We start from the raw sequence: 22,736 nt of genomic DNA, 5'->3' as shown, positions 1-22,736 counted from the left end.
TAGAGGAATTGGCAGATGTCAATAGGTCTTGTTGGTCGTAAATGTGGTATGACCCGTATTTTTTGTGAAGATGGTACTTCAGTGCCAGTGACTGTATTACATATCGATTCTAATCGTGTGATTCAAGTCAAGAGTGTTGAAAAAGACGGGTACCGTGCGATTCAAGTCGCAGCAGGTGACGTGAAATCTTCAAAAGTAAACAAAGCCATGGCTGGTCATTATGCGGCAGCTAATGTTACTGCGGGTCGTGGTTTGTGGGAATTCAGATTAAAAGACGATGAAGGCGTTGAATTGTCTGCCGGTTCAGAATTGACTGTAAATGTCTTTGAAGCTGGTCAAGTGATAGATGTATCGGGCACGAGCATTGGTAAAGGTTTTGCCGGTACCGTGAAACGACACAACTTCAGAACCCAAGATGCGACACATGGTAACTCCAGATCGCATAGGGTACCTGGATCAAATGGTATGAACCAAACGCCAGGTCGCGTCTTTAAAGGTAAAAAAATGTGTGGTCATATGGGCGCGGCCAAGACCACTGTCCAAAATTTGACGATTCATTCGATCGACGCGGAAAGAAGCCTGATTTTGGTTAAAGGTGCTGTTCCTGGTGCTAAAGGTGGCGATATTGTCATTACGCCTGCAGTCAAAATGTTAAATAAAGGTTAAGTTATGAGTCTGCAAATACCTGCTATTAGTAATCAAGGTTCAGCGTGCGACGTATCAGAAGCCGTTTTCGGCCAAGATTTTAACGAAACACTGGTTCATCAGTTGGTGGTTAAGTACATGGCTGCCGCTAGAGCCGGCACGAAAGCCCAAAAAAACCGTTCTGCGGTTAGTGGTGGTGGTTCTAAACCTTTTCGTCAAAAAGGAACAGGTCGCGCGCGTGCTGGTACGACAAGAGGGCCGATTTGGAGGTCTGGTGGCGTTGCTTTCGCAGCTCAGCCAAGATCGTTTGATCAAAAATTAAATAAAAAAATGTACAAGGTCGGTATCCGCTCTATTTTTTCTGAGTTGTTGAGACAAGAAAGAATTGCCGTGTGCGACGACATTATGCCTGCGGCGCCAAAAACAAAAGAATTTCTGGCAAAGGTTAAAAACATCGACGCGAAACGTTTGTTGGTAGTGGTTGATGAATTGAACGAAAATTTGATTCTGGCAGCAAGAAACCTGCCTTATATCGCAGTGATGACTCCTAGCAGCGTTGATCCAGTATCCCTGGTATCTGCCGACAAAGTCATTGCAACGACTGCAGCTCTTAAGCAGATTGAGGAACGTTTGGCATGAGTATTCAAAAAATTAAATTAGCGAGCGTGCTGTCTGCGCCGATCGTTTCGGAAAAAAGCGCTATAGCTGCAGATAAAAATAATCAATTTGTATTTAAAGTGGCAAAAAACGCGACCAAATTACAAATCAAAAACGCAGTCGAGCTCATGTTCGATGTAAAGGTTGAGTCCGTGCGGGTTTTGAATGTAAAAGGCAAAATTAAACGCTTTGGTCGCACATTAGGTAAAAGATCGGACTGGAAAAAGGCTTATGTCAAATTGCAGTCTGGCCACAGTATTGAATTAGCAACAGCTTAAGTTAAAAGATCAATAGGAGCGGTAGAAGAGCATGGCTATTCTAAAATCTAAACCGACATCTCCGGGTTCTCGGTTTGTAGTGCGTGTACAAAATAATGATTTGCATAAGGGTAAGCCATTTGCGCAACTACTAGACAAAAACGGCAAATCCGGTGGTCGTAATAACACAGGTAGAATTACTACCAGACATATCGGTGGTGGACATAAAAAGTTCTACCGCATTATTGACTTTAAGCGCAATAAAACCGAGATTCCAGGTAAGGTTGAAAGGATCGAGTACGATCCAAATAGAACAGCCAATATTGCATTGGTTTTGTTCAAAGATGGTGAGCGTAGATACATCATTGCGCCAAAAGGAATCGAAGTAGGTCAAGAAATCTTGAGCGGCGAAACGACTCCGGTAAAACCGGGAAACTGCATGCCGTTGAGGAATATGCCGCTGGGTACCACGATTCATTGCGTTGAATTGAAGCCTGGTAAAGGTGCGCAAATCGCAAGAAGTGCCGGTACTTCAGTGCAATTAGTCGCTAAAGATGGCGCGTACGTGACAATCCGTTTGCGTTCTGGCGAGATGCGTAAAGTATCCTCAGATTGTAGAGGTGTGGTTGGTGAAGTATCTAATTCAGAGCATAACCTGATTTCATTGGGTAAGGCTGGCGCAAAAAGATGGAGAGGCGTTCGTCCGACCGTGAGAGGTGTGGCAATGAACCCGGTCGACCACCCTCATGGTGGTGGTGAAGGTAGAACATCAGGTGGCAGACACCCGGTTTCACCTTGGGGTACACCGACAAAAGGTTATAAAACTCGCAAAAATAAACGTACTGACAACATGATTGTTAGACGCCGTAAGCAAAAATAAGAGGTATTACACGTGCCGCGTTCAATTAAAAAAGGTCCATTTATTGATCATCACTTGCTGAAAAAAGTTGAAGAAGCAGTGAGAACAAATAACCGGAAACCGATTAAAACTTGGTCAAGAAGATCCATGATCAGCCCGGATATGTTGGGTTTGACCATAGCTGTGCACAATGGCAAACAGCACATTCCTGTTTTGATCTCGGAAAATATGGTCGGTCATAAACTGGGCGAATTTTCGCCTACAAGAACCTACAAAGGCCATATTGTTGATAAAAAATCGAGATAGGAGTGATTGTGGAAGTTTCAGCAAAATTGAGTAATGCTCCGCTATCGGCTCAAAAAGCTAGATTGGTGGGTGATCAAATCCGCGGTTTGCCGGTGGAAAAGGCTTTGAATGTTCTGAATTTCAGTTCAAAAAAAGCGGCAGGGATCTTTAAGAAAATATTGGAATCTGCCATCGCGAATGCGGAACATAATGAGAGCGCGGACGTAGACGAGTTAAAAGTATCAACTGTTTATGTGAATGAAGGCAGAACGATGAAGCGCATTGCTGCGCGTGCGAAAGGTCGTGCGAATCACATACTGAAAAGAACTTGTCACATAACAATTAAAGTAGCAGAACGCTAATAGAGGTAGAAAATGGGTCAAAAGGTTCATCCCACAGGCATACGTCTAGGGATCGTTAAAGATTGGACTTCAAGATGGTATGCAAATAGCCAGAACTACCCTGTTCTTTTGTTACAAGATTTGAAGGTTCGCGAATATATCAAGACAAAGTTGGCGCACGCATCTGTCAGTAGGGTGCAAATCAACCGCCCTGCTAACAATGCAAACATTACGGTCCACACAGCGCGTCCTGGTATTGTGATCGGCAAGAAAGGCGAGGATATCGATGTTTTGAGGCAAGATATCTCGAAAATGATGGGCGTACCTGTTCAGTTGAACGTAGAAGAAATCAGAAAGCCAGAGCTGGATGCCTATCTTGTTGCCGAGAGCATCGCGCAACAATTGGAAAAACGGATTATGTATCGCCGCGCGATGAAGCGCGCTGTGACTAATACCATGCGCTTGGGTGCTGAAGGTATCAAAATCACCGTTGCTGGCCGTTTGAACGGCGCTGAGATCGCTCGTACCGAATGGTACAGAGAAGGTCGTGTGCCTCTGCATACTTTGCGCGCCGACATCGATTACGGCACAGCTGAAGCAAAAACTACATACGGTATCATCGGCATCAAAGTCTGGATATTCAAAGGCGAAGTATTCGACATGGATGCGCATACTGCTTCTTTAAACTCTGATTCTAAAAAATAGTTGAAGGAATAAGACAATGCTTCAGCCGAAAAGAACGAAATTTCGAAAACAGCATACCGGCAGAAACAACGGAACAGCACTCAGAGGTTCCTCCGTCAGTTTCGGCGAGTATGGATTAAAATCTATAAGTCGTGGTAGAATGACCGCCCGTCAAATTGAGGCGGCACGTAGAGCGATCAGTCGTCACGTTAAACGGGGCGGCAAGATCTGGATTCGAGTATTCCCTGACAAGCCAATTACGAAAAAGCCCTTGGAAGTACGTATGGGTAAAGGTAAAGGTAGTGTTGAATACTGGGTAGCTCAAATCAAACCCGGAACAATGCTGTTTGAGATTGAAGGGGTTTCTGAAGAGCTTGCGCGTGAAGCGTTTAGTCTGGCAGCGGCAAAACTACCAGTCAAAACAACATTCTCTGCACGGACAATAATGTAATGAAAGCGACAGAACTAAGAAGTAAATCAAAAGATGAGTTAATGGCCAATCTTTTGGAGCTGGCTCGTGAACAATTCAACATGCGTATGCAAAAAGGCGCAGGTCAGCTGGTCAAGTCAAGTCAAGTGAAGCAGGTTAGACGTGATATAGCTCGTATCAATACTGTTCTAACCGAAATGGCGAGAGGCTAACGATGAACGAGAATTCGGCAAAAATCCGTACAGTAACTGGTCGCGTGGTTAGCAATAAGATGGATAAAACCGTTTCGGTTTTAGTCGAGCGTCTTGTTAAGCATCCTGTTTATGGCAAGTATGTAAAACGTTCGACAAAATTCCTGGTTCATGATGAAAACAATCAATGCCAAGAAGGTGATGTCGTTTCGATTGCCTCATGCAGACCATTGTCGAAAAACAAGACCTTTAGATTGGTAGAAGTGTTAGAAGCTTCTAACAAGTAATTAATTAGAATTTAGTTGGGAATTTAAAATGATTCAGATGCAAACTAGCCTTGACGTCGCCGATAATAGTGGTGCAAAAAAGGTCATGTGTATCAAAGTATTGGGCGGCTCACACAGGCGCTATGCTGGTATTGGCGATATTATCAAGGTCAGCGTTAAGGACGCTATGCCGCGTACGCGCGTCAAAAAAGGCGATGTCTATAATGCGCTGGTAGTAAGAACGAGAAAAGGTGTTCGTAGAGCAGACGGTTCGGTAATCCGCTTTGATGGCAATGCTGCCGTCATTTTAAACAACCAACTTCAGCCGATTGGTACCCGTATATTTGGACCAGTAACAAGAGAATTGAGAGGGGATAAGTTCATGAAAATTATCTCGCTCGCTCCTGAAGTTCTTTAATTATTGGGTATTAAAATGCAAAAAATTAAACAAGGCGACGAAGTCGTCGTGATTGTAGGTAAGGATAAAGGCAAGCTAGGGAAGGTTTCGAAAGTTTTAGAAGATAATAAGGTGTTGGTTGAAGGTGTCAACATTGTCAAAAAACACCAAAGAGGGAATCCGAATCTGGGTGTTTCTGGTGGCATCGTCGACAAAAACATGCCTATCGATGTGTCTAACGTGGCTTTATATAATCCTAAGACTAAAAAAGCGGATCGCGTAGGATTTAGAATTCTGGAAGACGGAAAAAAAGTCAGATTTTTTAAATCAACCAAAGAAGTTGTTGGTCTATAAGGTAATAAAGCAATGGCTAGACTAGAAACCAAATACAAAAATGAAATTGTGCCCGCTATGCAGGCTCAATTCGGATATGAATCCATTATGCAGGTCCCAAAGCTCACTAAAATCACTCTGAATATGGGCGTTGGTGAGGCGATTGCTGATAAAAAAATTCTACAATCAGCCGTAGCAGACATGGAAAAAATCGCAGGTCAAAAAGCAGTTGTCACATTGGCTAGAAAATCTATCGCGGGTTTTAAAATTCGGGATGATATGCCAATCGGTTGCAAAGTGACCTTGCGTGGCGCGAAAATGTATGAGTTCTTTGATAGATTGATTACTATCGCAATTCCTCGTATCCGTGACTTTCGCGGCATGAATTCCAAAAGTTTTGACGGTCGCGGAAACTATACCTTAGGTATTAAAGAGCAGATTATTTTTCCTGAAATCGATTACGATAAAATCGACGCTCTTCGTGGTATGGATATTTGCATTACAACAACTGCAAAAACCGATGAAGAAGGTTTGGCATTGTTGAAGCAATTTAATTTTCCATTCAAAAACTAAGGGCGGCAGTCATGGCAAAAAAATCAATGATCGCACGTGAAGTAAAGCGCGCGTCTTTAATTAAAAAGTATCAAGCAAAAAGAGAATCATTGAAAGAAATTATTAGATCACCTAATAGTTCTTTTGAAGAAAAAGAAAGTGCTCAACTCCAATTACAAAAATTGCCTAGAGACTCCAGCAAATCGAGATTGCGTAATCGCTGCAATTTGACCGGACGCCCGCATGGCTATTATAGAAAATTTGGCCTCAGCCGTAACAAGCTGAGAGAAGCTACCATGCGCGGTGACGTCCCTGGCGTTACAAAAGCTAGCTGGTAACTCTGTTCCTAAGGTCTTTGGAGATTATTAATGAGTATGACAGATCCAATTGCAGACATGCTGACCAGAATCAGAAATGGTCAGTCTGCAGGTAAAAAAAGTGTAAAGATGCCTTCCTCAAAGTTGAAGTTGGCAATCGCAAAAGTGTTAAAAGATGAAGGCTATATCACGGATTATAAAACCGAGCAAAATGGCAATCATACGGAAATGACCATTGATTTGAAATATTTCAATGGCGTACCTGTGATCGAGAGTGTAAAAAGAGTTAGTCGTCCTGGCTTGAGAATTTACAAATCCAAGGATGAATTGCCAAAAGTTTTGGGAGGATTAGGTATAGCAATCGTATCTACATCCAACGGTGTTATGACCGATCGTGCCGCACGTGCAATCGGTCATGGCGGCGAAGTCATTTGTACAGTTTGCTAAAGTTTAGGAGATATCATGTCAAGAGTAGCAAATGCTCCTATAACAGTTCCGGCGGGTGTTGACGTAAAGCTGAACGGTAATCAAGTTATCGTAAAAGGCAAGCTGGGAGAACAGGCTTTTGGTTTGCACGAAGCAGTCAAATTAGATATCGGGCAAAACGAAATTAAAGTTAGCTGGGATCAAGATGTAAAAAACGCAAAGGCGTTTGCGGGTACGGCCAGAGCCTCTATAAACAATATTGTCAAAGGTGTCTCTGAAGGCTTTGTCAAAAAAATGCAGCTGGTTGGTGTTGGTTACAGAGCTCAGGTCAAAGACAATTTGTTGACATTGTCTTTGGGTTATTCAAACCCAGTCGAATACATTGTGCCTGCGGGTGTAACGGTTGAAGCTCCTTCTCAAACCGAGCTTCATGTCAAGGGCAGTGATAAGCAACAAGTCGGGCAAGTAGCGTCCGAAATTCGTGCTTTCCGCCCGCCCGAGCCATATAAAGGCAAAGGTGTAAGACTAGCCGACGAATACGTCGCCCGTAAAGAAGCCAAGAAAAAATAGGTAAACAGATGGATAAGAAGTCCGCCAGGTTAAAAAGAGCCTTGAAGCTGCGTTGTAAAATTAAAAAATTGGAAGTCAACAGACTAACGATTCATAGAACCTCGCAACATATTTATGCCCAAGTCCTAAGTGTCGATGGTAAATCCACTTTAGCATCTGCATCTACTGTACAAGCCGATATCAAAGGCTCGGTCAATAACACGAGCAACATTAAAGCCGCTATCGAAGTGGGCAAAAAAGTTGCCGAAAGAGCGATTGCCGCAGGCGTTACCGAAGTCGCCTTCGATCGTTCAGGTTTTAAATATCATGGTCGCGTAAAGGCATTGGCTGATGCTGCACGTGAAGCTGGATTGAAGTTTTAAGGGGAATCAGAATGGCAACAGCACCAGCTCAAGGTAGCACAGACGGTTTGCAAGAAAAACTTGTCAACGTTAGACGTGTGGCAAAGGTTGTTAAAGGTGGTAGGGTATTCGGCTTCGCAGCTCTTACGGTAGTCGGTGACGGTGAAGGCCGTGTAGGTTATGGTGTGTCAAAAGCACGTGAAGTTCCGGTTGCTATCCAAAAGTCGCTGGAGCAAGCGCGGAAGAACATGAAAAAGGTAGCGTTAAACGGCGGTACTTTGCAGTATTCAGTCATGTCTACAACCGGCGCGGCAAAAGTTTACATGCAACCTGCATCGGAGGGTACGGGTATCATCGCAGGTGGTGCGATGCGTGCTGTTTTCGAAGTAGTAGGCGTGCATAACGTGTTGGCAAAATGCATCGGTACCAGCAACCCGATTAACGTGGTCAGGGCAACAATCGATGGCTTAACTGCGATGCATGACCCAAAACAAATCGCGGCGAAACGCGGTTTGAGTGTCGAACAAATTACAGGATAATTGCCATGGTAGCCAAAAAATTAAGTGTGACTATGACTAAAAGCAAGCATGGTCGCTTGAAAAGTCATCAAGAATGTTTAAAAGGTTTGGGGCTGCATAAAATTCGGCAATCAGTTGAGGTTATCGATACTCCCGAAAACCGCGGAATGATTAACAAAATTGCATACATGCTAAAAGTCGAGGAAGTTTGATGTACCTTAATACTATTCAGGCATCATACGGTGCACGCAAAAAAGCCAAGAGAGTCGGACGCGGTATCGGCTCCACAGATGGAAAAACCTGCGGCAGGGGGCATAAAGGACAAAAAGCTCGTGCTGGTGGTTTTCATAAAGTAGGTTTCGAAGGCGGTCAGATGCCTTTGCAAAGACGTTTACCAAAGGTCGGCTTTACCTCTCGCATGAAGAAATACAGTGCGGAAGTTAGGCTGGGAGAGCTGAATTCGATTACGGCTGATGTTATAGATCTGCAAGTCTTGATTGATAACAATGTCGTTCCTGTTTTTACCAAGAAGATTAAATTAATAAAATCAGGTTCGATTTCTAGGGCTGTTTCTCTGAAAGGTATATCCGTAACTGCTGGCGCACGAGAAATCATCGAAGCGGCAGGTGGTAAAGTCGAGGCTTAAGTGAGTACGAAAGGGTATGATGTTTCAGCTGGAAAATTCCAGTTTGGAGAGTTGAAGGCTAGGCTACTATTTGTCTTTGGTGCATTTGTAGTTTATCGCGTTGGGGCTCATATACCGGTGCCCGGTATTGATCCCAGTGCGTTATCAGCAATGTTCGCACAACAATCGGGTTCTATTCTGGACATGTTCAACATGTTCTCGGGTGGTGCTCTGATGAGGCTTAGTATTTTTGCGCTTGGCATTATGCCCTATATCTCTGCGTCGATCATCATGCAGTTAATGACCATAGTCATTCCTGCGATGGAGCAAATGAAGAAAGAGGGCGAGTCTGGGCGGCGTAAAATCACGCAGTACACCCGATACGCAACAGTCGTGCTGGCCATGTTCCAGTCCATTGGTATTTCCGTTGCCTTGCAAAATCAGACTGCCGGCGGTATGGCGGTTGTTATCAACCCTGGAGTTGCCTTCGTTGTCGTGACTACTCTTACCTTGGTCACGGGTACCATGTTCTTGATGTGGCTGGGTGAGCAAGTAACCGAGCGCGGTATTGGTAACGGTATTTCTTTGATCATTTTTGCGGGTATCGTTTCCGGATTGCCATCTGCAATTGGTGGTACTTTGGAGTTGGCTAGAACCGGTGAAATGAATCCTGCTTTCATTGTGTTGTTGTTTGCAATCTCTATTGTGGTGACAGGTATCGTGGTTTTTGTTGAGCGCGCACAACGTAGGATTACCATTAATTATCCGAAGCGTCAGCAAGGTAACAAAGTTTACGCAGGCCAGTCTTCATTCCTGCCATTGAAACTGAATATGGCTGGAGTGATTCCGCCAATTTTTGCCTCGAGTATCATACTTTTTCCTGCTACAATTGCCGGCTGGTTTGGTCATGTTGATGGTTTTGCTTGGCTGCAGGATGTTTCTACGGTCCTATCACCTGGTCAGCCTGTGTATGTCATGTTTTATGCATTGGCTATTATATTTTTCTGTTTCTTCTATACGGCTCTGGTATTCAACTCAAAGGAAACGGCGGAAAATCTGAAAAAGTCCGGTGCGTATCTGCCGGGTATCAGGCCAGGTGTGCAAACCACTGCATATATCGACAAGGTTATGACCCGCTTGACGCTTGTTGGAGCAATATACATCACCTTGATTTGCTTGCTGCCTGAATTCTTGATCGTTTATTGGAATGTTCCGTTTTCATTTGGTGGTACTTCGCTATTGATCATCGTTGTTGTGGTAATGGATTTTATTTCCCAAATGCAGACGCATTTGATGTCACAGCAATACGAAAGCTTGATGAAAAAAGCAAATCTTAAAAGAAATTAAATTATTGTAAGGAGTTTGCCGTGAAAGTACGTGCATCAATAAAACCAATTTGTAAAAACTGCAAAGTTATTAAAAGAAGCGGTGTTGTTCGCGTCATCTGCAAGGATGGTCGTCATAAACAGCGTCAGGGTTAATTTTGTGTTTTTAAATAAAAATGTTATAATTCTCGATTAACTTAAGAATCAAACTTTAGGAGTATCTGGATGGCTCGTATAGCCGGTATTAACGTAGCTGATCATAAGCATGCAGAAATTGCATTGACTGCTATATACGGAATTGGAAGGCAGACAGCAAGGCTTATCTGCGCTAAGGTTGGCATACAAACTACCGTAAAGATCAAAGATTTGACTGAAGATCAAGTGGAGTCGATTCGCAAGGTGATTTCAACGATGACGGTTGAAGGCGATTTGCGTCGTGAGGTTTCCATGAATATCAAACGTTTGATGGATCTTGGATGCTATCGAGGAATTAGGCATAGAAGAGGTCTGCCGCTGAGAGGTCAGCGCACCCGTACAAATGCAAGGACCCGCAAAGGCCCTAGAAAACCAGTTACAAAATAAAGTTTTTATATAGGCAAGTTAATGGCAACCCAAAACCGTGTAAAAAAGCGCATTAAAAAAGAAGTGGCCGACGGCATCGCTCATGTGCATGCTTCTTTTAATAATACCATAGTAACAATCACCGATAGAAAAGGTAATGCTCTATCTTGGGCTACTTCTGGTGGTTCAGGCTTTAGAGGTTCAAGAAAAAGCACACCATTTGCCGCTCAGGTTGCTGCAGAAAAAGCAGGCCTGGTTGCACAAGAGTACGGTATGAAAAATCTGGACGTAATGATCAAAGGTCCTGGTCCAGGCAGGGAGTCTGCCGTGCGTTCATTGAATGCGCTTGGCTTTAAGATTTCTAATATCGTGGATGTTACGCCGATTCCACATAATGGCTGTCGTCCCCCTAAAAAGCGCCGCGTATAAGGTTTTGGAGTAATAAGTAATGGCTAGATATATTGGACCCGTTTGTAAATTAAGCCGTCGAGAAGGAACTGATTTGTTTCTGAAAAGCAGAGGCAAATCCCTGGAAAGCAAATGCAAGCTTGATCAAAGACCTGGTCAGCATGGCGCTAAGCGTACCAGAAACTCAGACTATGCGTTGCAGTTGAGAGCAAAGCAAAGACTTCGTCGCATTTATGGTGTTTTAGAAAAACAGTTCCGGAACTATTACAAGGCTGCCGATTTGCAGAAAGGGGCAACCGGTCAAAATTTGCTTAATTTTTTGGAATCTCGTCTGGATAACGTCGTATACAGAATGGGATTTGCCTCTACAAGGGCTGAAGCTCGACAATTAGTTTCGCACAAAGCTGTTCTGGTAAACGATCAACTGATCAATATCCCATCTTATCAGGTCAGTGCTGGCGATAAGGTTAGCTTGCGTGAAAAAGCAAAGAATCAGCAACGGGTTAAAGAAGCTCTGGTAGTGGCTGAACAATATGGTTTTCCACAATGGGTTGAAGTGAGTTCAAAAGAAATGAGCGGAATTTTCAAGTCCCTGCCTGATCGGGTTGATCTGGGTTCCGAGATCAATGAGCAGTTGGTTGTCGAGCTCTATTCTAAGTAATCATTTGGATTAAAGTATGCAGAGTTCTATTGCTGGTTTGTTAAAGCCAAAGTTAGTCGAAGTAGTTAGCCATACAGCAAACCACTCAAGAATCGTTATCGAACCGCTTGAGCGCGGTTATGGGCACTCTCTTGGTAATGCGCTTCGCCGCGTTATGTTGTCTTCCATTCCTGGTTGTGCAGTTACGGAAGTATCTATTGCGGGTGTCTTGCATGAGTTCACCACTATTGAAGGTGTTCAGGAAGATGTTATTGACATCTTGTTGAACCTGAAAAAGCTGGCGGTCGTTCTGCATGGCAAAGACGAAGTAATGCTAACGTTGTCCAAGTCGGGCGTCGGTCCTGTCACTGCGGGCGATATCGATGTATCCAGCAATGTAGAGATCGTAAATCCAGATCTTGTCATCGCAAACCTGACGCAAGATAAGCAGCTGGATATAAAAATCAAGATAGAGCGAGGAAGAGGCTATATTCCTGCCGCTGTTCGTAAAGAACAGATGGATGATGCGCCAGTGGGTGTTCTGATGGTCGATGCGGCATTCAGTCCAATCGTCAAGGTCGCTTACCACGTAGAGACTACTCGAGTCGAGCAACGGACCAATCTTGATAAACTGGTGATCGAGCTTGAAACCAATGGCACCGTCGATCCTGAAGCGGTAATTAAGCTTGCCGCCTCGATACTGCATGACCAGTTGTCAGTGTTCGTTGATTTCGAAAAAGTCAAGGAGCAAATGCCGGAAGAAAGCGTGGTCGAAGAGGAGACCTTTGATCCGATATTGCTAAGACCGGTTGATGATCTCGAGTTGACCGTTAGATCGGCTAATTGCCTTAAAGCGGAGAACATTTTTTACATTGGTGATCTTATACAGCGAACTGAAGTGGAGTTGCTACGTACGCCAAATCTAGGTAAAAAATCTCTCACCGAAATTAAGGACATTCTAGCAATTAAAGGTTTATCCCTGGGTATGAGGCTTGAAAATTGGCCGCCAGAAAATCTGGTAGATCAATCCCAGATCGGTATTTAATAAATAGGCACATTGAAATGAGACATCGCAAATCTGGAAGACAATTAAACTTAAATAGCAGCCATAGAAAAGCCTTGTTTAGCAATATGGCGTGCTCTTTGTTCAAGCACGAATTGATTAAAACCACATTGCCAAAAGCGAAAGAATTGCGTATGATGGTAGAACCATTGATTACGTTATCAAAAGAAGATTCTGTAGCGAAAAGACGTCAAGCGTTTGCTAAATTGGGCGATCGTGAAGTTGTTACTAAATTGTTCAACGATCTTGGTCCTCGTTACAAAGAAAGACAAGGTGGCTATCTGAGAATCATCAAATGTGGCTTCAGACCAGGCGATGATGCGCCAATGGCCTATGTCGAGCTAGTAGATAGAGCTTAATAAAAAATATATTGCTGGTGTAGCTCAGTTGGTAGAGCAGCTGATTTGTAATCAGCCGGTCGCGGGTTCGAGTCCCATCGCCAGCTCCATATAAATCAAGGCCTTACGAGAAATCGAAGGCCTTTTTTATTTTCTGGGGTTACGCCGGGGTTACACTGTAATAAATCAAACCTACTTAATCAGTCCTAAATCCCGCTTTTGATCCTTCAATATTGCGGCTATCTGTCTCAATAGTTGCCGGTGTCCGCCTTTGTAGGCATTACGCGCGGCCTTTGCCTTGCCTTCATCGGTTCGCGGCCCTGTGCTGCTTTTCCAGGGCTTCCATTGCCTGATCGCCGCCGATTGTTTCGCCCGTTGTTCCGCCGTCCAATGTCTCGCCATGGTTCACCGTTAATAGTTGGTTTTGCTGATTTTGATTTTCCGCCGTGTGCGTAGATGGTAGGCCGTTATTGATCTGCTGCGGCCCGTTGGCAATGTTCGCCTGTTTCGCGTAGACAACCGGCGGATTTTTGATATTGCTCAGGGTTTCCAGCGTCATTCGACATTGATTTTGCGCCTTAAGCGCCAGCTTTAGGTTTGCTTCAAACTGCGTTAGATACTCTTGCCGTTGCGCCCTTGTTGCGAGTAAATGAAATAGGCTCTCAAGGGTTTGGGCTTGGCTTAACAGCATCGCTTCGGCCCTGTCCATGCTATTTGCTTTAAGTGCTTTGCTTTGCGCTTTAAGCTCGGCTATCGTTTCGTTAATCCCTAAACTTTCCGGTAATGTCGGGTTTTGCCATTGCCGAATAGTCAGCCCCGCTTGTGTCTCAGGTTCAAGCATACAGCGGGCCATTGCAGCATCTGCGCTTTCGTCCTTGCGCTGTACCACGCTCAAAACGCCATTGTCTTTTGTGGGTGGTGTTGGTTTGCCTTTCTTAGTCATTATTGCCCCGCGCTGGTTTCGGATTCATTTTCAACAAAAAGGCCGCGTGTTCCGCGTCCCTCGCCTGTACCTGCATCGGATTACCTGCCGGTGTCCAGACAGTTACCAGCAACTCATGATTTTTTGACTCTGTGGGGTTTGCGACTGTGACACTTGCGACTTTTGCGACAGTTGGCCGGGTTTCGGTGTCTTGTGTCGCAATTGTCGCAACTGTCAACGTCGCAACAGGTACAGTTTTGCTTTTGTGGATCAATGCCGACAGCGCCATCATTCACCCCCTGCCAGCAATGCCGGATTGATTAAAATATCTTTCCGGCGGCCTTCCATCACCAAACGCGCCCGGCCTAATTCGTCCAATTCCTGCAGGGCGTTTTTCAATGCGTCCTTATCTCGAACCGGCCCGGATCGTTGCGCTTCACGCCTAGGGATAATATGCGTCCGTTCTCGTCTGCAATAATCAATCAACCAAGCATCCAGCCGCGCCGCGTTCGCCAGCTCAACCGGCAAGGCAAGCTCACCGAAAAACCGCCGGGCTTCCGATAAATGCCATGCGGCTATTCTGCTGGCGCTTTCAAAACTATCAACATCAACCGCGCCGCCGATTTCCTTGGTGAAGCCATGAAACAGCGCCGCCAATCGTGCCGCGTTATCGGCGGTCTTGCTGGCAACGTCTCTAACGTCGTACAGTTCACCGCTCGCTTTCAATTCGATTTCTATGGCATCATGAAAGGCTATCCAGGCCGCCTTTGCCGCGGGGGTGAATGTCAACATTACCGGATCAAGGCCGCCTTGCTCGTTCAACGGTGCCGGGTTGTTTAATATTTCGGTAATGCGTTGATGAAACCGCGCCAGCTTGGGCCATGTTTCCGGCGGATCGGTAAACGGCCTGCTGCCTTGGGTTGATTCGGGCCAGGCCACCAGGAACCGCGCCAGAAAGCCAGTACCACGCGCCAGCCCGCCCGACTTATCAAAGAACGCCCGCAAGGTTGCCTCTTGAATCTGCAAGGCCACGGTAAGCCGTGCGTCCTTCACGGTGAAGGATTCCGACGACCGGCGGCCTATGGATAATGCGCCGCCATCCCATAGCACGTTTAACAAAGCCATGTTCCGCATAACAGAATCCTTGCCCATGCCATGCGCCCCAAACACTACGCCCGCCTCACTCGATACCACGCCCGCGCTAGGCCAGTTTTTAGCCAGGGTATAGGCCAAGTTTTCCGGGGTTTCATCGCCCAATATCAGCCGGGGGATTCTCGGCGGTTCGGGTTTTGATCGTTCCAGCTCAATCAAATCGTCCTTTTTATCGCGGGTATTGCTGCCCTTTTTGCCCGCGTCCTTGATCGCCGATAATAAGCCTTCTCGCTCGGCATTCCAGGCCGCCAATTCCGCCGCGTAATCCTTCAGCAAAGGCGCGGCAAGTTCTAACTGTTCTGCTTCATATTGGCGGATCGCCGAAGTAAAAAAGCCGTCGCAAGTGGTTTTGCGTTCGCCACTGTCGGCAATGCTCAACATGAACAAGCCAGTCGGCCCGGTTAGCCTCTCAGCCCGCTTAATGTCGCAATGGGATTGCAGCGCCAGCGACAGCGCCCCCAATGCTGAACCCGCCACCAATGGCAACGGCGCTTTGATAAAGGCCGCCACTTCTTCCACGGCTTCCCGGATCGTGTCCGGCAAGGCGTCCAGTGGGTAGGCTTCGGGGTTGATTTTGGCGGTTAGGGGGTGCGGCTTGGGCCAATGGCTTTCAGTGCTATCTGTCGCAATTGTCGCAACTGTCACTGTCGCAACGTCCCGGATTTTAATCAGTGCATTCCGCACGGCACCCGTGCCGCGTTCGCTCCATAGATCCCAAAAGTCGCATTTTTGGCCGTCCAATTCAGGAACCGCCACGCGCCCGCCCACCGCTTGCGCCGCTTCAGTGGCGGCCTTCAATCCGGGATTGCTGCCGTCCGGCTTGATGTCGTTATCTGCCAGCAAAACTATTTCGGCATCCGGGGCCAGTTTGCGGATTGCCATTGCAACGTGGGATAAATTTCCCGCGTCCATTGCTGCCACTGCTGGCGCTCCATCCACGGCATGAACCGCCGCCACGGTTGCCAATCCTTCGCCGATTAACACCCGGTTAGCGCCGCTGATTTTGCCCAAGGGATGAAAGCCGCCGCGCTTGCGTCCGCCTTTCAGGTAATCTTTTTCGCCGTCTGAATTGATCGCTTCAAGCGTCCAGATTTTGCCATCATCGCCATAGATCGGAATCAGCAATACATCCATCCAACCGCGTTGCGTCCATGCGCCACGCTTCACCCTGGGGCCAAAATCAACGGCTTTCTTGATCGCGTAAGGGTGTTGGGTTGGATCGGACAAAGCCCCCGCCAATAATTCAGCCGCATGTTTTGCCACCGCTTCATGCTGGCGCAATTCTTCGGCTTGGCGTTGCTGGCGCTCGGCATCGATGCGTTGCTTGAAGGCCGCCCGCTCTTCGGCGGTATAGGTGCGCTCGGTTTCCGCTTGCCAATGTTCATCTAAGCCAGTGGAGAAGTCACCAAACACACCGCCGCGCAAGTCGTCGAACAACTTGCACCATGCCGCATCATTACCGCGCCCTTTGTCATAACCGGGGAAGCGGTGCAGCTTACCGGGTTGGATCGTGTCCGGCGGTTGCAGGCCGTGGGCTTGAATGGCCGTTTTGAAGGATTCGACAGCATTAACCATGCAGCACCCCCACGAAAAACAGCCAAGGGGCCAACCTGTAAATGGTGGCTTTCAAGCGGTAATGGATCGGGTTAGAATGGCTTGCCTGAAATGATTTTGAAGCCGTTGCCAGTTTGCCGACTGGCGCGGCTTTTTTGTTGCCCGTCATATTGCCCCCTTACGCCGCGCCAATGGTGCGAGAGTCAAGAAAGGCATCTAGCGCCGATTTCCGGTATTTAACCAGTCGGCCAACCTTGATAAACGGGATTGTGTGGCGCTTGGTGCATCGCCACACCTCAAGGGTGCGGGGTGTTACACCGATATAGGCCGCCGCCTCGGTGTTGTCTAATAGTTTATCGTCGGTTTTGCTTGGATTTGTTGCCATGTCGTGTAACCTCTTTGGGTTTTGTTAAACATGGCAGTAGATTATTTATTCGCCCTCTTAATATCGAAGATACTCAAAAGGTTATTTGGCATCGAATCTTCCAATGTACTGGAACATTCGCGGCCTATTTTGCCCTCGAATCTTCCAGAGAATCGCCGCCTAATTTAGCAAGCGCCTTTCTCACGTCGTCATAAGTCGTATCAATATCGGGTGCGTTGATTACAACATTAGCGGCAATTGCCATTGCTTTCATAATATCGGTGGTCAGCATGAAGCCGTGTTGCTCGGTTAGTAAATTGCCAAAAGCCCTTAGATATTCAGCTTTAAGGCTTTGCTTTCTGGAATCAATAGCCGCGCCAATCACGCCGCTTTCACTGGGTTTAAACTCTTTGGCGACTTTGCTCACCGTCTTGAGTAGCTCCGATAATGGCGGGGATTTCTCCCATGCGTAACGTAATGTATTACGCGCTTCTTCGGCTGGATCAATGTCCGGCTTTTCGTCCATTGCGACGATCTGAAAAACAATTTCAGGTTTTCCCGCTGGATCAATTTCGGTTTGTTCGCTTTCCAATGTTTCGCGTTGTGGCAGATCGCCCAACACATAACCGCGCATTGCTCGCCACATATAAAGGTTATGGTCGTCCATTTCGTGATTGTCGGTATTGCGTAACAAACTGGGGATATAGAAAAACTCACCAGGGCATAAAACGCCAGTTTCGCCAATTCGATCTAACAAGCCCGCCAATTTGTCGGCGGTTTTGGCTATTTCATCCCGTAATTCCGCCGCTTGCTTTAAGCCTTCTCGATAAGGCGAAAAATCCAACCGTGCCGACCACGCGGCATAAATAAAGCCGTCGAATTTCCTTTGCCGCTCCGAATCCTCATCATCAAAAAAAGCGTTGGTTAAAATCTGATAGGCTTCCTTCATTCGGGCATCGTGTACCAGCCGCTTAATGCTCGCAATGTCACGCGCAAAGTCATCACGGTATTTTGTTTGTTCGGCTTTACTCTGGCGTAATTTAGTTATTTGAAATTGAATCGTGTCATTATCTAGCCTTGATTGTGACCATTCATTTATACGATTTTGAATTTCAACAAGCCTTGCCTCACATTCGGCCAATGCTGGCTCATAGTGGCCTAAAAAATGTATCGCATGACTTCGCGCCCCTTCCGGGACAAAGCTGGGAAAATCCATCAAAACACCTCGTCAAAGTGTTGTCGTCAGTGAAAGGATTAACCCGCAACTGGTTGACGATTCCAGCTTTCAGCCGCTAAGCCTAGCGGGTTAAATTCGGTTTATTTTGCTTTTTTTGCCTTTAGCTCTACCACTTCGCCCGCTGGTCTTAGACCTGCCGCCGCCAACATTGCGCCGGTGGCTCTATCAACGGATTCTCTAACCGGATCAAGGTCAAGACGCGCATAGATTGCAGTTGTTGACGGTGATTTGTGATTGAGCGATTTACCAACAATCGCCAATGATGCGCCGGTTTTGGCTTGCCAACTGCCAAGGGTGCGCCGTAAGTCGTGGATGCGTAAATCGTCAATGCCCGCGCGTTCTAGTACCCGTTTCCAGGCTTTCTTTGGCTCAACGATATGGCCGGTCGCACCATTGCCAGGAAAAACCCACGGGCCAGCATTATCAGCTTTTCGGTTGCGTAGAATCTCCAAGGCTTCGGCGGTCAGGGTGACGGTTTGCGGTTCGCCGTTTTTGGTGGTCGGTATGCGCCATTCTGCCCGGTCAAAGTTGATCTGTGACCACTGCATTTCTTGTACGTTTGATCGCCTTGCGCCTGTGAGCAGCGATATTAGAAAGTAATCGCGCAAGATTTCGTTTTCCTCTTCGGCCAGGGCAGAAAAGAAAGCCGGTAATTCATCTGCCTGCAAAAAGCGTTCGCGCTTGGTTTCCGGGTATTTTTTGATTCCGTGTGCCGGGTTTGCGCCTTTGAATAGCTTTTTCTCATTGGCATAACTGAACAGGCTAGACGCCATCGCAATGACACGGTTTGCCGTGGTGGGGTGTTCCTTGCCGATTTCAGTATGCAGTTTGCCGAAGTCGGTATCTTTGAACTGCGACAGCTTGCGCTTGCTCCACTTGCCAAGATACAGGCCGAAGTCGTAACGATAACTCCGCTTTGTTTTCTCCGATAGGAACGCGCCGCGTTTGTTGCGCCGGTGCTGTAAAAAGTCGTCGAACAGCTCTTGCAAGGTGGTTTCGGTTTTTAATGCTCTGGCGTCGTTGTTTGGGTTGATCCCTTGAACAAGTAAGCCATTGAGCCGGGTTGCTTCGGTTCGGGCCTGTTCAACTGTCATATCAGGATAGCGCCCTAGGGTTACACGTTCGGGATTCCCGTTTTTTACCCGTCGAAACAAAGAAAAGGTTTTTGCGCCGTTGCTGGTAACGCGCAATTGTAGGCCGTTGGTTTTTGTGTCGTGGTAGGTCGTACGGTTGCCGGTTTCCGGTAAGGGTAGGGCATCCAATGCGGCCTTGGTAAAGTTGATCTTGTTATCTGCCATATTTACACCTTCCGGGGTTACAAAATTTGCCGGGGTTACGCCGGGGTTACACGGTAGAGCAAATTTAGGGAAATTTCGTGTAACCCCGTTAAGGTCATAATAGGCTTTATTCTGCGGTTTGTAAAGGTTCGTTAAGGTTGGTTAATCAGCCGGAAATGCAAGGCCTTCAAATTTGTAATCAGCCGGTCGCGGGTTCGAGTCCCATCACCAGCTCCATTATTAAAATCAAGGACTTAGAGAGTATTTTCTAAGTCCTTTTTTTATGCCTAAAAAAAATTAATAAGCGGATAATAAGCAGGATTTTTCAAATTTGTTCCAACTCCTTCCAAGAAAAATCTAGCGCTATAGGCGTTACAAACGAAAAATCAAGGTTTTTGCTAAGCACTGAATCATACTCATGTTTACCCATCCCGACCAACCTTCGCAAATACGACTAATTCTACTTTGTCAGAATATCCATGAGTTCGCACTCATACATGTAAGGGCTCGCGTTTGAAAACGGTCGGGCTCGCATTTATCGCTATTTTGGGCTCGAATTAAATGCAAATAAAATTGTACTCCGGCTCAGATTATCTGCAAATGAGCTTGCATTTATCAGGTCCGGCTCGCAATACATATTCGCGGGCTCACAATAATTGCAAATGTAAGATGCCCCGATTTCGTCTCATTTATGTCAACAACCCGTACTTTATTCGGCTTCTTTCGCAAAGAAGACGGCGGCCTTTTTTAGTATCTCGCGCTCCATCCGCAGTTGTTCGTTTTCCTTGCGCAATCGGATCAATTCGTCATGATCCCCCAGATTCAGGTAAGACTTTTTTACCGCCGATTCGTTGGCCGAAGGCTTGCGTTCCGCTCGTACCCAGCGTCCCAGGGCACTTTGCGATATGCCCAAATGATCGGCTGCTTGCTGCTGGCTGTAGCCTTTTTCAAGAACCAGTCTGGCGGCATCTTGTTTAAATTCCAGGCTGTATTTTGGCCGATTGTGTTTTTTCTCGTTACTCATGGTCACCTCTGCTAGCAGTATAAATTCTGCCTTTAGAAGTGTCCGGATTTATTAGACCATTTCAGAAACCAGGTGGATCATAATTCCGAGTAAAATAAACTTCGTTACGTGATCTATCGAACCGAATTACAATCAGGACAGACTGCTGTGGCCACCCTATTTCAAATACCGCAAAATCACCCGCAACGATTTACCTTACATAACGAGGTACACGCTAGGGCTCCTTCGATTCCTAGTTTACCGGTAAGAGCCAGTTATCTTGCCGTGTCGCTATCCAGCGATGAAAAAAACCAGGAACGTAAACATCTAGTGGCGTTATGTCAGCGGTTCGGTAGTGTGCCTCCAGATCCAGATGTCGATCACTTCAGTGCAAGCTTTGATTCATTTCAGATGAGTTGGGAGCAGCATGGTGAATTTAGTGCCTATATCTTTTACGCCTATGATACGACGCAAGAACCGTTTGCGGAGCCCGCGTTAAAAAAAGTCCCAGTCGATTGGTTGTCTCAGATTGGCGGAAAAGTGATGGTGGCCGCGCATGCGAGCATTGTTTCGCCAGAGAGCATTCATTACCACGATGAAATGGATTTATCGCCGATATCAGCCTATTTTGCCGGTAATGCGATTGTTGGTGCCAAAGTAAGTGGCGGTGCCGCTTCTGTTTTTACGGATTTTCGCATTCATGTCGATGGCTTTAGTCGTTTTTTGGTGGTAAACCACGATTTAAGAACGGCGCAAGCGGGAAGGCTATTGCATAGGCTGTTCGATATTGAGGTTTATCGGGTCATGGCGCTATTGGCGTTTCCGATTGCGCGCAAGCTGTATCCGGAATTGAAAAAAGCCGATCGCCAACTGTATGCCATCACGAATTCCATGACTCAGGCTGATAATGATGACGCCAAATTGCTGGATGAATTAACGGCGCTGGCGGCAGAAGTAGAAAATCATATTTCATCCCATCAATTCCGTTTTGCGGCGGCTAGTGCGTATTACCAGTTGGTTGGACAGCGTTTGGTCGATTTACGGGAAGTACGCATTCAGGGCATTCAAACCCTGGGCGAGTTCATCAAAAGGCGACTGGAGCCTGCCATGAACACCTGCAATTCAATATCTCACCGCTTTAATCTGGTTTCGGAACGGGTCAGCAATGCCAGCCAATTATTGCGAACCAAGGTCGATATCATTATCGAGCGTCAGAACCAGGGCTTGCTCGCATCCATGGCCTTGCGCGCGAAAATGCAATTACGCATGCAACAAATGGTCGAGAGCATCTCTATGGTTGCGATTACGTATTATGCCGCAAGTCTTATCGGTAAAATCGCCGAAGCCCTGCACGCGCTAGGTTGGCATGTCAATCCTGAATTCGCCGAGGGTGTATCGATTCCGTTCATTCTGATCATTATTGCCATCAGCACCAAGCGAATTCACAAAATAATCGCCAATACCACCGACTCCTAGCAGGCAGGGGTTTTAAAACAGGATAACCATTGTGTATTTTATTCGGCGGGCGAAGCGTGATGTCCTTCATGCCCCGGCAGCACCGTGTTTCCGTGTTCCGCGATTTGGGCGTCGATCCAGGCATGTATCGCATTAAGCAACTGGGGATATTCGGTGGAGAAATGGATTTGGCCGCCGTTAGACAAGGCTTTGTATTCATATCTAATGTCATCGGGCTTCGCGGCTTTCATCTGAGCCAGCCCCGGCATATCAGGGCCATGAAATCGCTCGGTCGATGAGAAATCTCCTTTTTTGAATTCCTCGGCGGTTTTACGCAGATATTGCTGGATGCGCTTGATTTGCTGGGTGTCGCCGGCCGATTTCGCGGTGATATGCATAATGCCGCCATGCACCGTTTGAGAAAAGGATTCCACGGATTGGTCGACTGCATAAGGTAACTGTTGTCGAGCACTTGCCTCACTCTTTCCGGCAACCGATTCTTTTGCCTGTGAAGCACTAAAGCAAAATGAAAGAGCCAGTATAAACAAAGCCATTTTTTTCATGTTCATCTCCTCGCCGATAGACAAAAGCAATTTCTACAGAGCTCAAGCATACAAGGAATTACCAAAGTTGCGAGAATAATTTCAACCACGTAATTTTTTAATGGGGGAGGCTATTCAGGTGCGACAAGCCAAACGTAAACTTGAACTCATTGGGGTTCGAAGTTTTAAAACGCGATTCAA

At 46.5% G+C, this 22,736-nt stretch carries 36 protein-coding genes, 1 tRNA gene and 1 pseudogene; 29 read left to right on the top strand and 9 right to left on the bottom strand.

The genetic code is table 11. From position 1 onward, the window contains the following. Window positions 1–15 precede the first annotated feature (15 nt). The 28 genes from rplC to NM686_RS18280 all read left to right on the top strand — a co-directional run bounded on the left by rplC (window position 16) and on the right by NM686_RS18280 (window position 13,139). The gene (gene rplC, locus NM686_RS18415) at window positions 16–666 is read left to right on the top strand and encodes a 50S ribosomal protein L3 (protein WP_255189292.1); all 651 of its coding nucleotides are present in this window, start codon (window positions 16–18) and stop codon (window positions 664–666) included. Between the two features lie 3 nt (window positions 667–669). Then, window positions 670–1,284 carry a 50S ribosomal protein L4 gene (gene rplD, locus NM686_RS18410; RefSeq protein WP_255189291.1) on the top strand — a complete coding sequence of 205 codons (615 nt, stop codon included), beginning with the start codon at window positions 670–672 and terminating at the stop codon, window positions 1,282–1,284. Continuing rightward, window positions 1,281–1,580, top strand: coding sequence for a 50S ribosomal protein L23 (gene rplW / locus NM686_RS18405; RefSeq protein ID WP_255189290.1), 300 nt, complete (start codon window positions 1,281–1,283; stop codon window positions 1,578–1,580). Before rplD ends, rplW begins: the two co-directional genes overlap by 4 nt. 31 nt (window positions 1,581–1,611) lie before the next feature. Then, window positions 1,612–2,439 carry a 50S ribosomal protein L2 gene (gene rplB / locus NM686_RS18400; RefSeq protein ID WP_255189289.1) on the top strand — a complete coding sequence of 276 codons (828 nt, stop codon included), beginning with the start codon at window positions 1,612–1,614 and terminating at the stop codon, window positions 2,437–2,439. A gap of 12 nt (window positions 2,440–2,451) precedes the next feature. After that, a complete protein-coding gene (rpsS, locus tag NM686_RS18395) occupies window positions 2,452–2,724 on the top strand; it encodes a 30S ribosomal protein S19 (protein ID WP_255189288.1) in 273 nt (90 codons plus the stop codon). Between the two features lie 8 nt (window positions 2,725–2,732). Next, window positions 2,733–3,065: a 50S ribosomal protein L22 gene (rplV, locus tag NM686_RS18390; protein WP_255189287.1), complete on the top strand. Its 333-nt coding sequence runs from the start codon at window positions 2,733–2,735 to the stop codon at window positions 3,063–3,065. A gap of 12 nt (window positions 3,066–3,077) precedes the next feature. Continuing rightward, a complete protein-coding gene (rpsC, locus tag NM686_RS18385; protein ID WP_269021888.1) occupies window positions 3,078–3,749 on the top strand; it encodes a 30S ribosomal protein S3 in 672 nt (223 codons plus the stop codon). Between the two features lie 16 nt (window positions 3,750–3,765). Beyond that, window positions 3,766–4,179: a 50S ribosomal protein L16 gene (rplP, locus tag NM686_RS18380; protein ID WP_255189286.1), complete on the top strand. Its 414-nt coding sequence runs from the start codon at window positions 3,766–3,768 to the stop codon at window positions 4,177–4,179. Beyond that, entirely contained in the window at window positions 4,179–4,370 is a 192-nt protein-coding gene (gene rpmC / locus NM686_RS18375) for a 50S ribosomal protein L29 (RefSeq protein ID WP_255189285.1), read from the top strand. The genes rplP and rpmC overlap by 1 nt, the downstream gene beginning before the upstream one ends. A gap of 2 nt (window positions 4,371–4,372) precedes the next feature. Beyond that, window positions 4,373–4,636: a 30S ribosomal protein S17 gene (rpsQ, locus tag NM686_RS18370; RefSeq protein WP_255189284.1), complete on the top strand. Its 264-nt coding sequence runs from the start codon at window positions 4,373–4,375 to the stop codon at window positions 4,634–4,636. 28 nt (window positions 4,637–4,664) lie between these two features. After that, on the top strand, window positions 4,665–5,033 hold the full coding sequence (rplN, locus tag NM686_RS18365) for a 50S ribosomal protein L14 (RefSeq protein WP_013820378.1): 369 nt from the start codon (window positions 4,665–4,667) through the stop codon (window positions 5,031–5,033). 15 nt (window positions 5,034–5,048) lie between these two features. Further along, window positions 5,049–5,366 carry a 50S ribosomal protein L24 gene (gene rplX / locus NM686_RS18360; RefSeq protein ID WP_255189283.1) on the top strand — a complete coding sequence of 106 codons (318 nt, stop codon included), beginning with the start codon at window positions 5,049–5,051 and terminating at the stop codon, window positions 5,364–5,366. 12 nt (window positions 5,367–5,378) lie between these two features. Then, window positions 5,379–5,918, top strand: a complete 540-nt coding sequence (gene rplE, locus NM686_RS18355; RefSeq protein ID WP_255189282.1) for a 50S ribosomal protein L5 — start codon at window positions 5,379–5,381, stop codon at window positions 5,916–5,918. 11 nt (window positions 5,919–5,929) lie between these two features. After that, window positions 5,930–6,235, top strand: a complete 306-nt coding sequence (gene rpsN, locus NM686_RS18350; protein WP_255189281.1) for a 30S ribosomal protein S14 — start codon at window positions 5,930–5,932, stop codon at window positions 6,233–6,235. Window positions 6,236–6,265: 30 nt separating this feature from the next. Further along, window positions 6,266–6,661: a 30S ribosomal protein S8 gene (gene rpsH, locus NM686_RS18345; RefSeq protein ID WP_255189280.1), complete on the top strand. Its 396-nt coding sequence runs from the start codon at window positions 6,266–6,268 to the stop codon at window positions 6,659–6,661. Between the two features lie 15 nt (window positions 6,662–6,676). Further along, window positions 6,677–7,210 carry a 50S ribosomal protein L6 gene (gene rplF, locus NM686_RS18340; protein ID WP_255189279.1) on the top strand — a complete coding sequence of 178 codons (534 nt, stop codon included), beginning with the start codon at window positions 6,677–6,679 and terminating at the stop codon, window positions 7,208–7,210. Between the two features lie 8 nt (window positions 7,211–7,218). Next, the gene (rplR, locus tag NM686_RS18335; protein ID WP_255189278.1) at window positions 7,219–7,572 is read left to right on the top strand and encodes a 50S ribosomal protein L18; all 354 of its coding nucleotides are present in this window, start codon (window positions 7,219–7,221) and stop codon (window positions 7,570–7,572) included. An 11-nt stretch (window positions 7,573–7,583) separates the two neighbouring features. Continuing rightward, entirely contained in the window at window positions 7,584–8,090 is a 507-nt protein-coding gene (gene rpsE / locus NM686_RS18330; protein WP_255189277.1) for a 30S ribosomal protein S5, read from the top strand. A 5-nt stretch (window positions 8,091–8,095) separates the two neighbouring features. Next, window positions 8,096–8,281, top strand: a complete 186-nt coding sequence (rpmD, locus tag NM686_RS18325) for a 50S ribosomal protein L30 (protein ID WP_255189276.1) — start codon at window positions 8,096–8,098, stop codon at window positions 8,279–8,281. Beyond that, window positions 8,281–8,715 carry a 50S ribosomal protein L15 gene (rplO, locus tag NM686_RS18320; RefSeq protein ID WP_255189275.1) on the top strand — a complete coding sequence of 145 codons (435 nt, stop codon included), beginning with the start codon at window positions 8,281–8,283 and terminating at the stop codon, window positions 8,713–8,715. The genes rpmD and rplO overlap by 1 nt, the downstream gene beginning before the upstream one ends. Further along, window positions 8,716–10,041, top strand: a complete 1,326-nt coding sequence (secY, locus tag NM686_RS18315; RefSeq protein ID WP_255189274.1) for a preprotein translocase subunit SecY — start codon at window positions 8,716–8,718, stop codon at window positions 10,039–10,041. A 20-nt stretch (window positions 10,042–10,061) separates the two neighbouring features. Continuing rightward, window positions 10,062–10,175 carry a 50S ribosomal protein L36 gene (gene rpmJ / locus NM686_RS18310; protein ID WP_196435524.1) on the top strand — a complete coding sequence of 38 codons (114 nt, stop codon included), beginning with the start codon at window positions 10,062–10,064 and terminating at the stop codon, window positions 10,173–10,175. A 69-nt stretch (window positions 10,176–10,244) separates the two neighbouring features. After that, entirely contained in the window at window positions 10,245–10,601 is a 357-nt protein-coding gene (gene rpsM, locus NM686_RS18305; protein ID WP_255189273.1) for a 30S ribosomal protein S13, read from the top strand. 21 nt (window positions 10,602–10,622) lie between these two features. Continuing rightward, on the top strand, window positions 10,623–11,009 hold the full coding sequence (gene rpsK / locus NM686_RS18300; protein WP_255189272.1) for a 30S ribosomal protein S11: 387 nt from the start codon (window positions 10,623–10,625) through the stop codon (window positions 11,007–11,009). Between the two features lie 19 nt (window positions 11,010–11,028). Next, window positions 11,029–11,649, top strand: coding sequence for a 30S ribosomal protein S4 (gene rpsD, locus NM686_RS18295; protein ID WP_255189271.1), 621 nt, complete (start codon window positions 11,029–11,031; stop codon window positions 11,647–11,649). 16 nt (window positions 11,650–11,665) lie between these two features. Continuing rightward, on the top strand, window positions 11,666–12,673 hold the full coding sequence (locus NM686_RS18290) for a DNA-directed RNA polymerase subunit alpha (RefSeq protein ID WP_255189270.1): 1,008 nt from the start codon (window positions 11,666–11,668) through the stop codon (window positions 12,671–12,673). A 17-nt stretch (window positions 12,674–12,690) separates the two neighbouring features. Then, complete coding sequence (rplQ, locus tag NM686_RS18285; RefSeq protein WP_255189269.1) at window positions 12,691–13,050, top strand: 50S ribosomal protein L17; 360 nt, start codon at window positions 12,691–12,693, stop codon at window positions 13,048–13,050. Between the two features lie 13 nt (window positions 13,051–13,063). Further along, window positions 13,064–13,139 (top strand) — tRNA-Thr (locus tag NM686_RS18280). Window positions 13,140–13,333: 194 nt separating this feature from the next. Here the strand turns inward: NM686_RS18280 and NM686_RS18275 are convergent. The 8 genes and pseudogenes from NM686_RS18275 to NM686_RS21835 form a co-directional block, all read right to left on the bottom strand. Next, window positions 13,334–13,972: a hypothetical protein gene (locus NM686_RS18275; protein WP_255189268.1), complete on the bottom strand. Its 639-nt coding sequence runs from the start codon at window positions 13,970–13,972 to the stop codon at window positions 13,334–13,336. Further along, on the bottom strand, window positions 13,965–14,243 hold the full coding sequence (locus NM686_RS18270) for a hypothetical protein (protein ID WP_269021887.1): 279 nt from the start codon (window positions 14,241–14,243) through the stop codon (window positions 13,965–13,967). The genes NM686_RS18275 and NM686_RS18270 overlap by 8 nt, the downstream gene beginning before the upstream one ends. Next, the gene (locus NM686_RS18265; protein ID WP_255189266.1) at window positions 14,240–16,678 is read right to left on the bottom strand and encodes a DUF3987 domain-containing protein; all 2,439 of its coding nucleotides are present in this window, start codon (window positions 16,676–16,678) and stop codon (window positions 14,240–14,242) included. Before NM686_RS18265 ends, NM686_RS18270 begins: the two co-directional genes overlap by 4 nt. Further along, entirely contained in the window at window positions 16,671–16,826 is a 156-nt protein-coding gene (locus tag NM686_RS18260) for a hypothetical protein (protein WP_255189265.1), read from the bottom strand. The genes NM686_RS18265 and NM686_RS18260 overlap by 8 nt, the downstream gene beginning before the upstream one ends. Window positions 16,827–16,835: 9 nt before the next feature. Next, the gene (locus NM686_RS18255; RefSeq protein ID WP_255189264.1) at window positions 16,836–17,042 is read right to left on the bottom strand and encodes a helix-turn-helix domain-containing protein; all 207 of its coding nucleotides are present in this window, start codon (window positions 17,040–17,042) and stop codon (window positions 16,836–16,838) included. 124 nt (window positions 17,043–17,166) lie between these two features. Next, window positions 17,167–18,237, bottom strand: coding sequence for a hypothetical protein (locus NM686_RS18250; RefSeq protein ID WP_255189263.1), 1,071 nt, complete (start codon window positions 18,235–18,237; stop codon window positions 17,167–17,169). Window positions 18,238–18,338: 101 nt separating this feature from the next. Continuing rightward, window positions 18,339–19,556 carry a tyrosine-type recombinase/integrase gene (locus NM686_RS18245; RefSeq protein WP_255189262.1) on the bottom strand — a complete coding sequence of 406 codons (1,218 nt, stop codon included), beginning with the start codon at window positions 19,554–19,556 and terminating at the stop codon, window positions 18,339–18,341. Window positions 19,557–20,334: 778 nt separating this feature from the next. After that, window positions 20,335–20,559, bottom strand: a pseudogene (locus tag NM686_RS21835) (transposase); the annotation flags it as partial. Between the two features lie 147 nt (window positions 20,560–20,706). Between NM686_RS21835 and NM686_RS18235 the strand changes: the two are divergent. After that, complete coding sequence (locus tag NM686_RS18235; RefSeq protein WP_255189260.1) at window positions 20,707–22,014, top strand: DUF3422 family protein; 1,308 nt, start codon at window positions 20,707–20,709, stop codon at window positions 22,012–22,014. Between the two features lie 38 nt (window positions 22,015–22,052). On the opposite strand, the gene NM686_RS18230 is transcribed toward NM686_RS18235, so the two are convergent. Continuing rightward, entirely contained in the window at window positions 22,053–22,556 is a 504-nt protein-coding gene (locus NM686_RS18230) for a hypothetical protein (RefSeq protein ID WP_255189259.1), read from the bottom strand. Window positions 22,557–22,736: the final 180 nt, after the last annotated feature.

It is taken from the genome of Methylomonas rapida, assembly GCF_024360925.2.
GTDB classification, from domain to species: Bacteria; Pseudomonadota; Gammaproteobacteria; order Methylococcales; family Methylomonadaceae; genus Methylomonas; species Methylomonas rapida.
The sequence above is the reverse complement of the archived record's forward strand: the minus strand, read 5'-3'. Positions and strand labels throughout refer to the sequence as shown.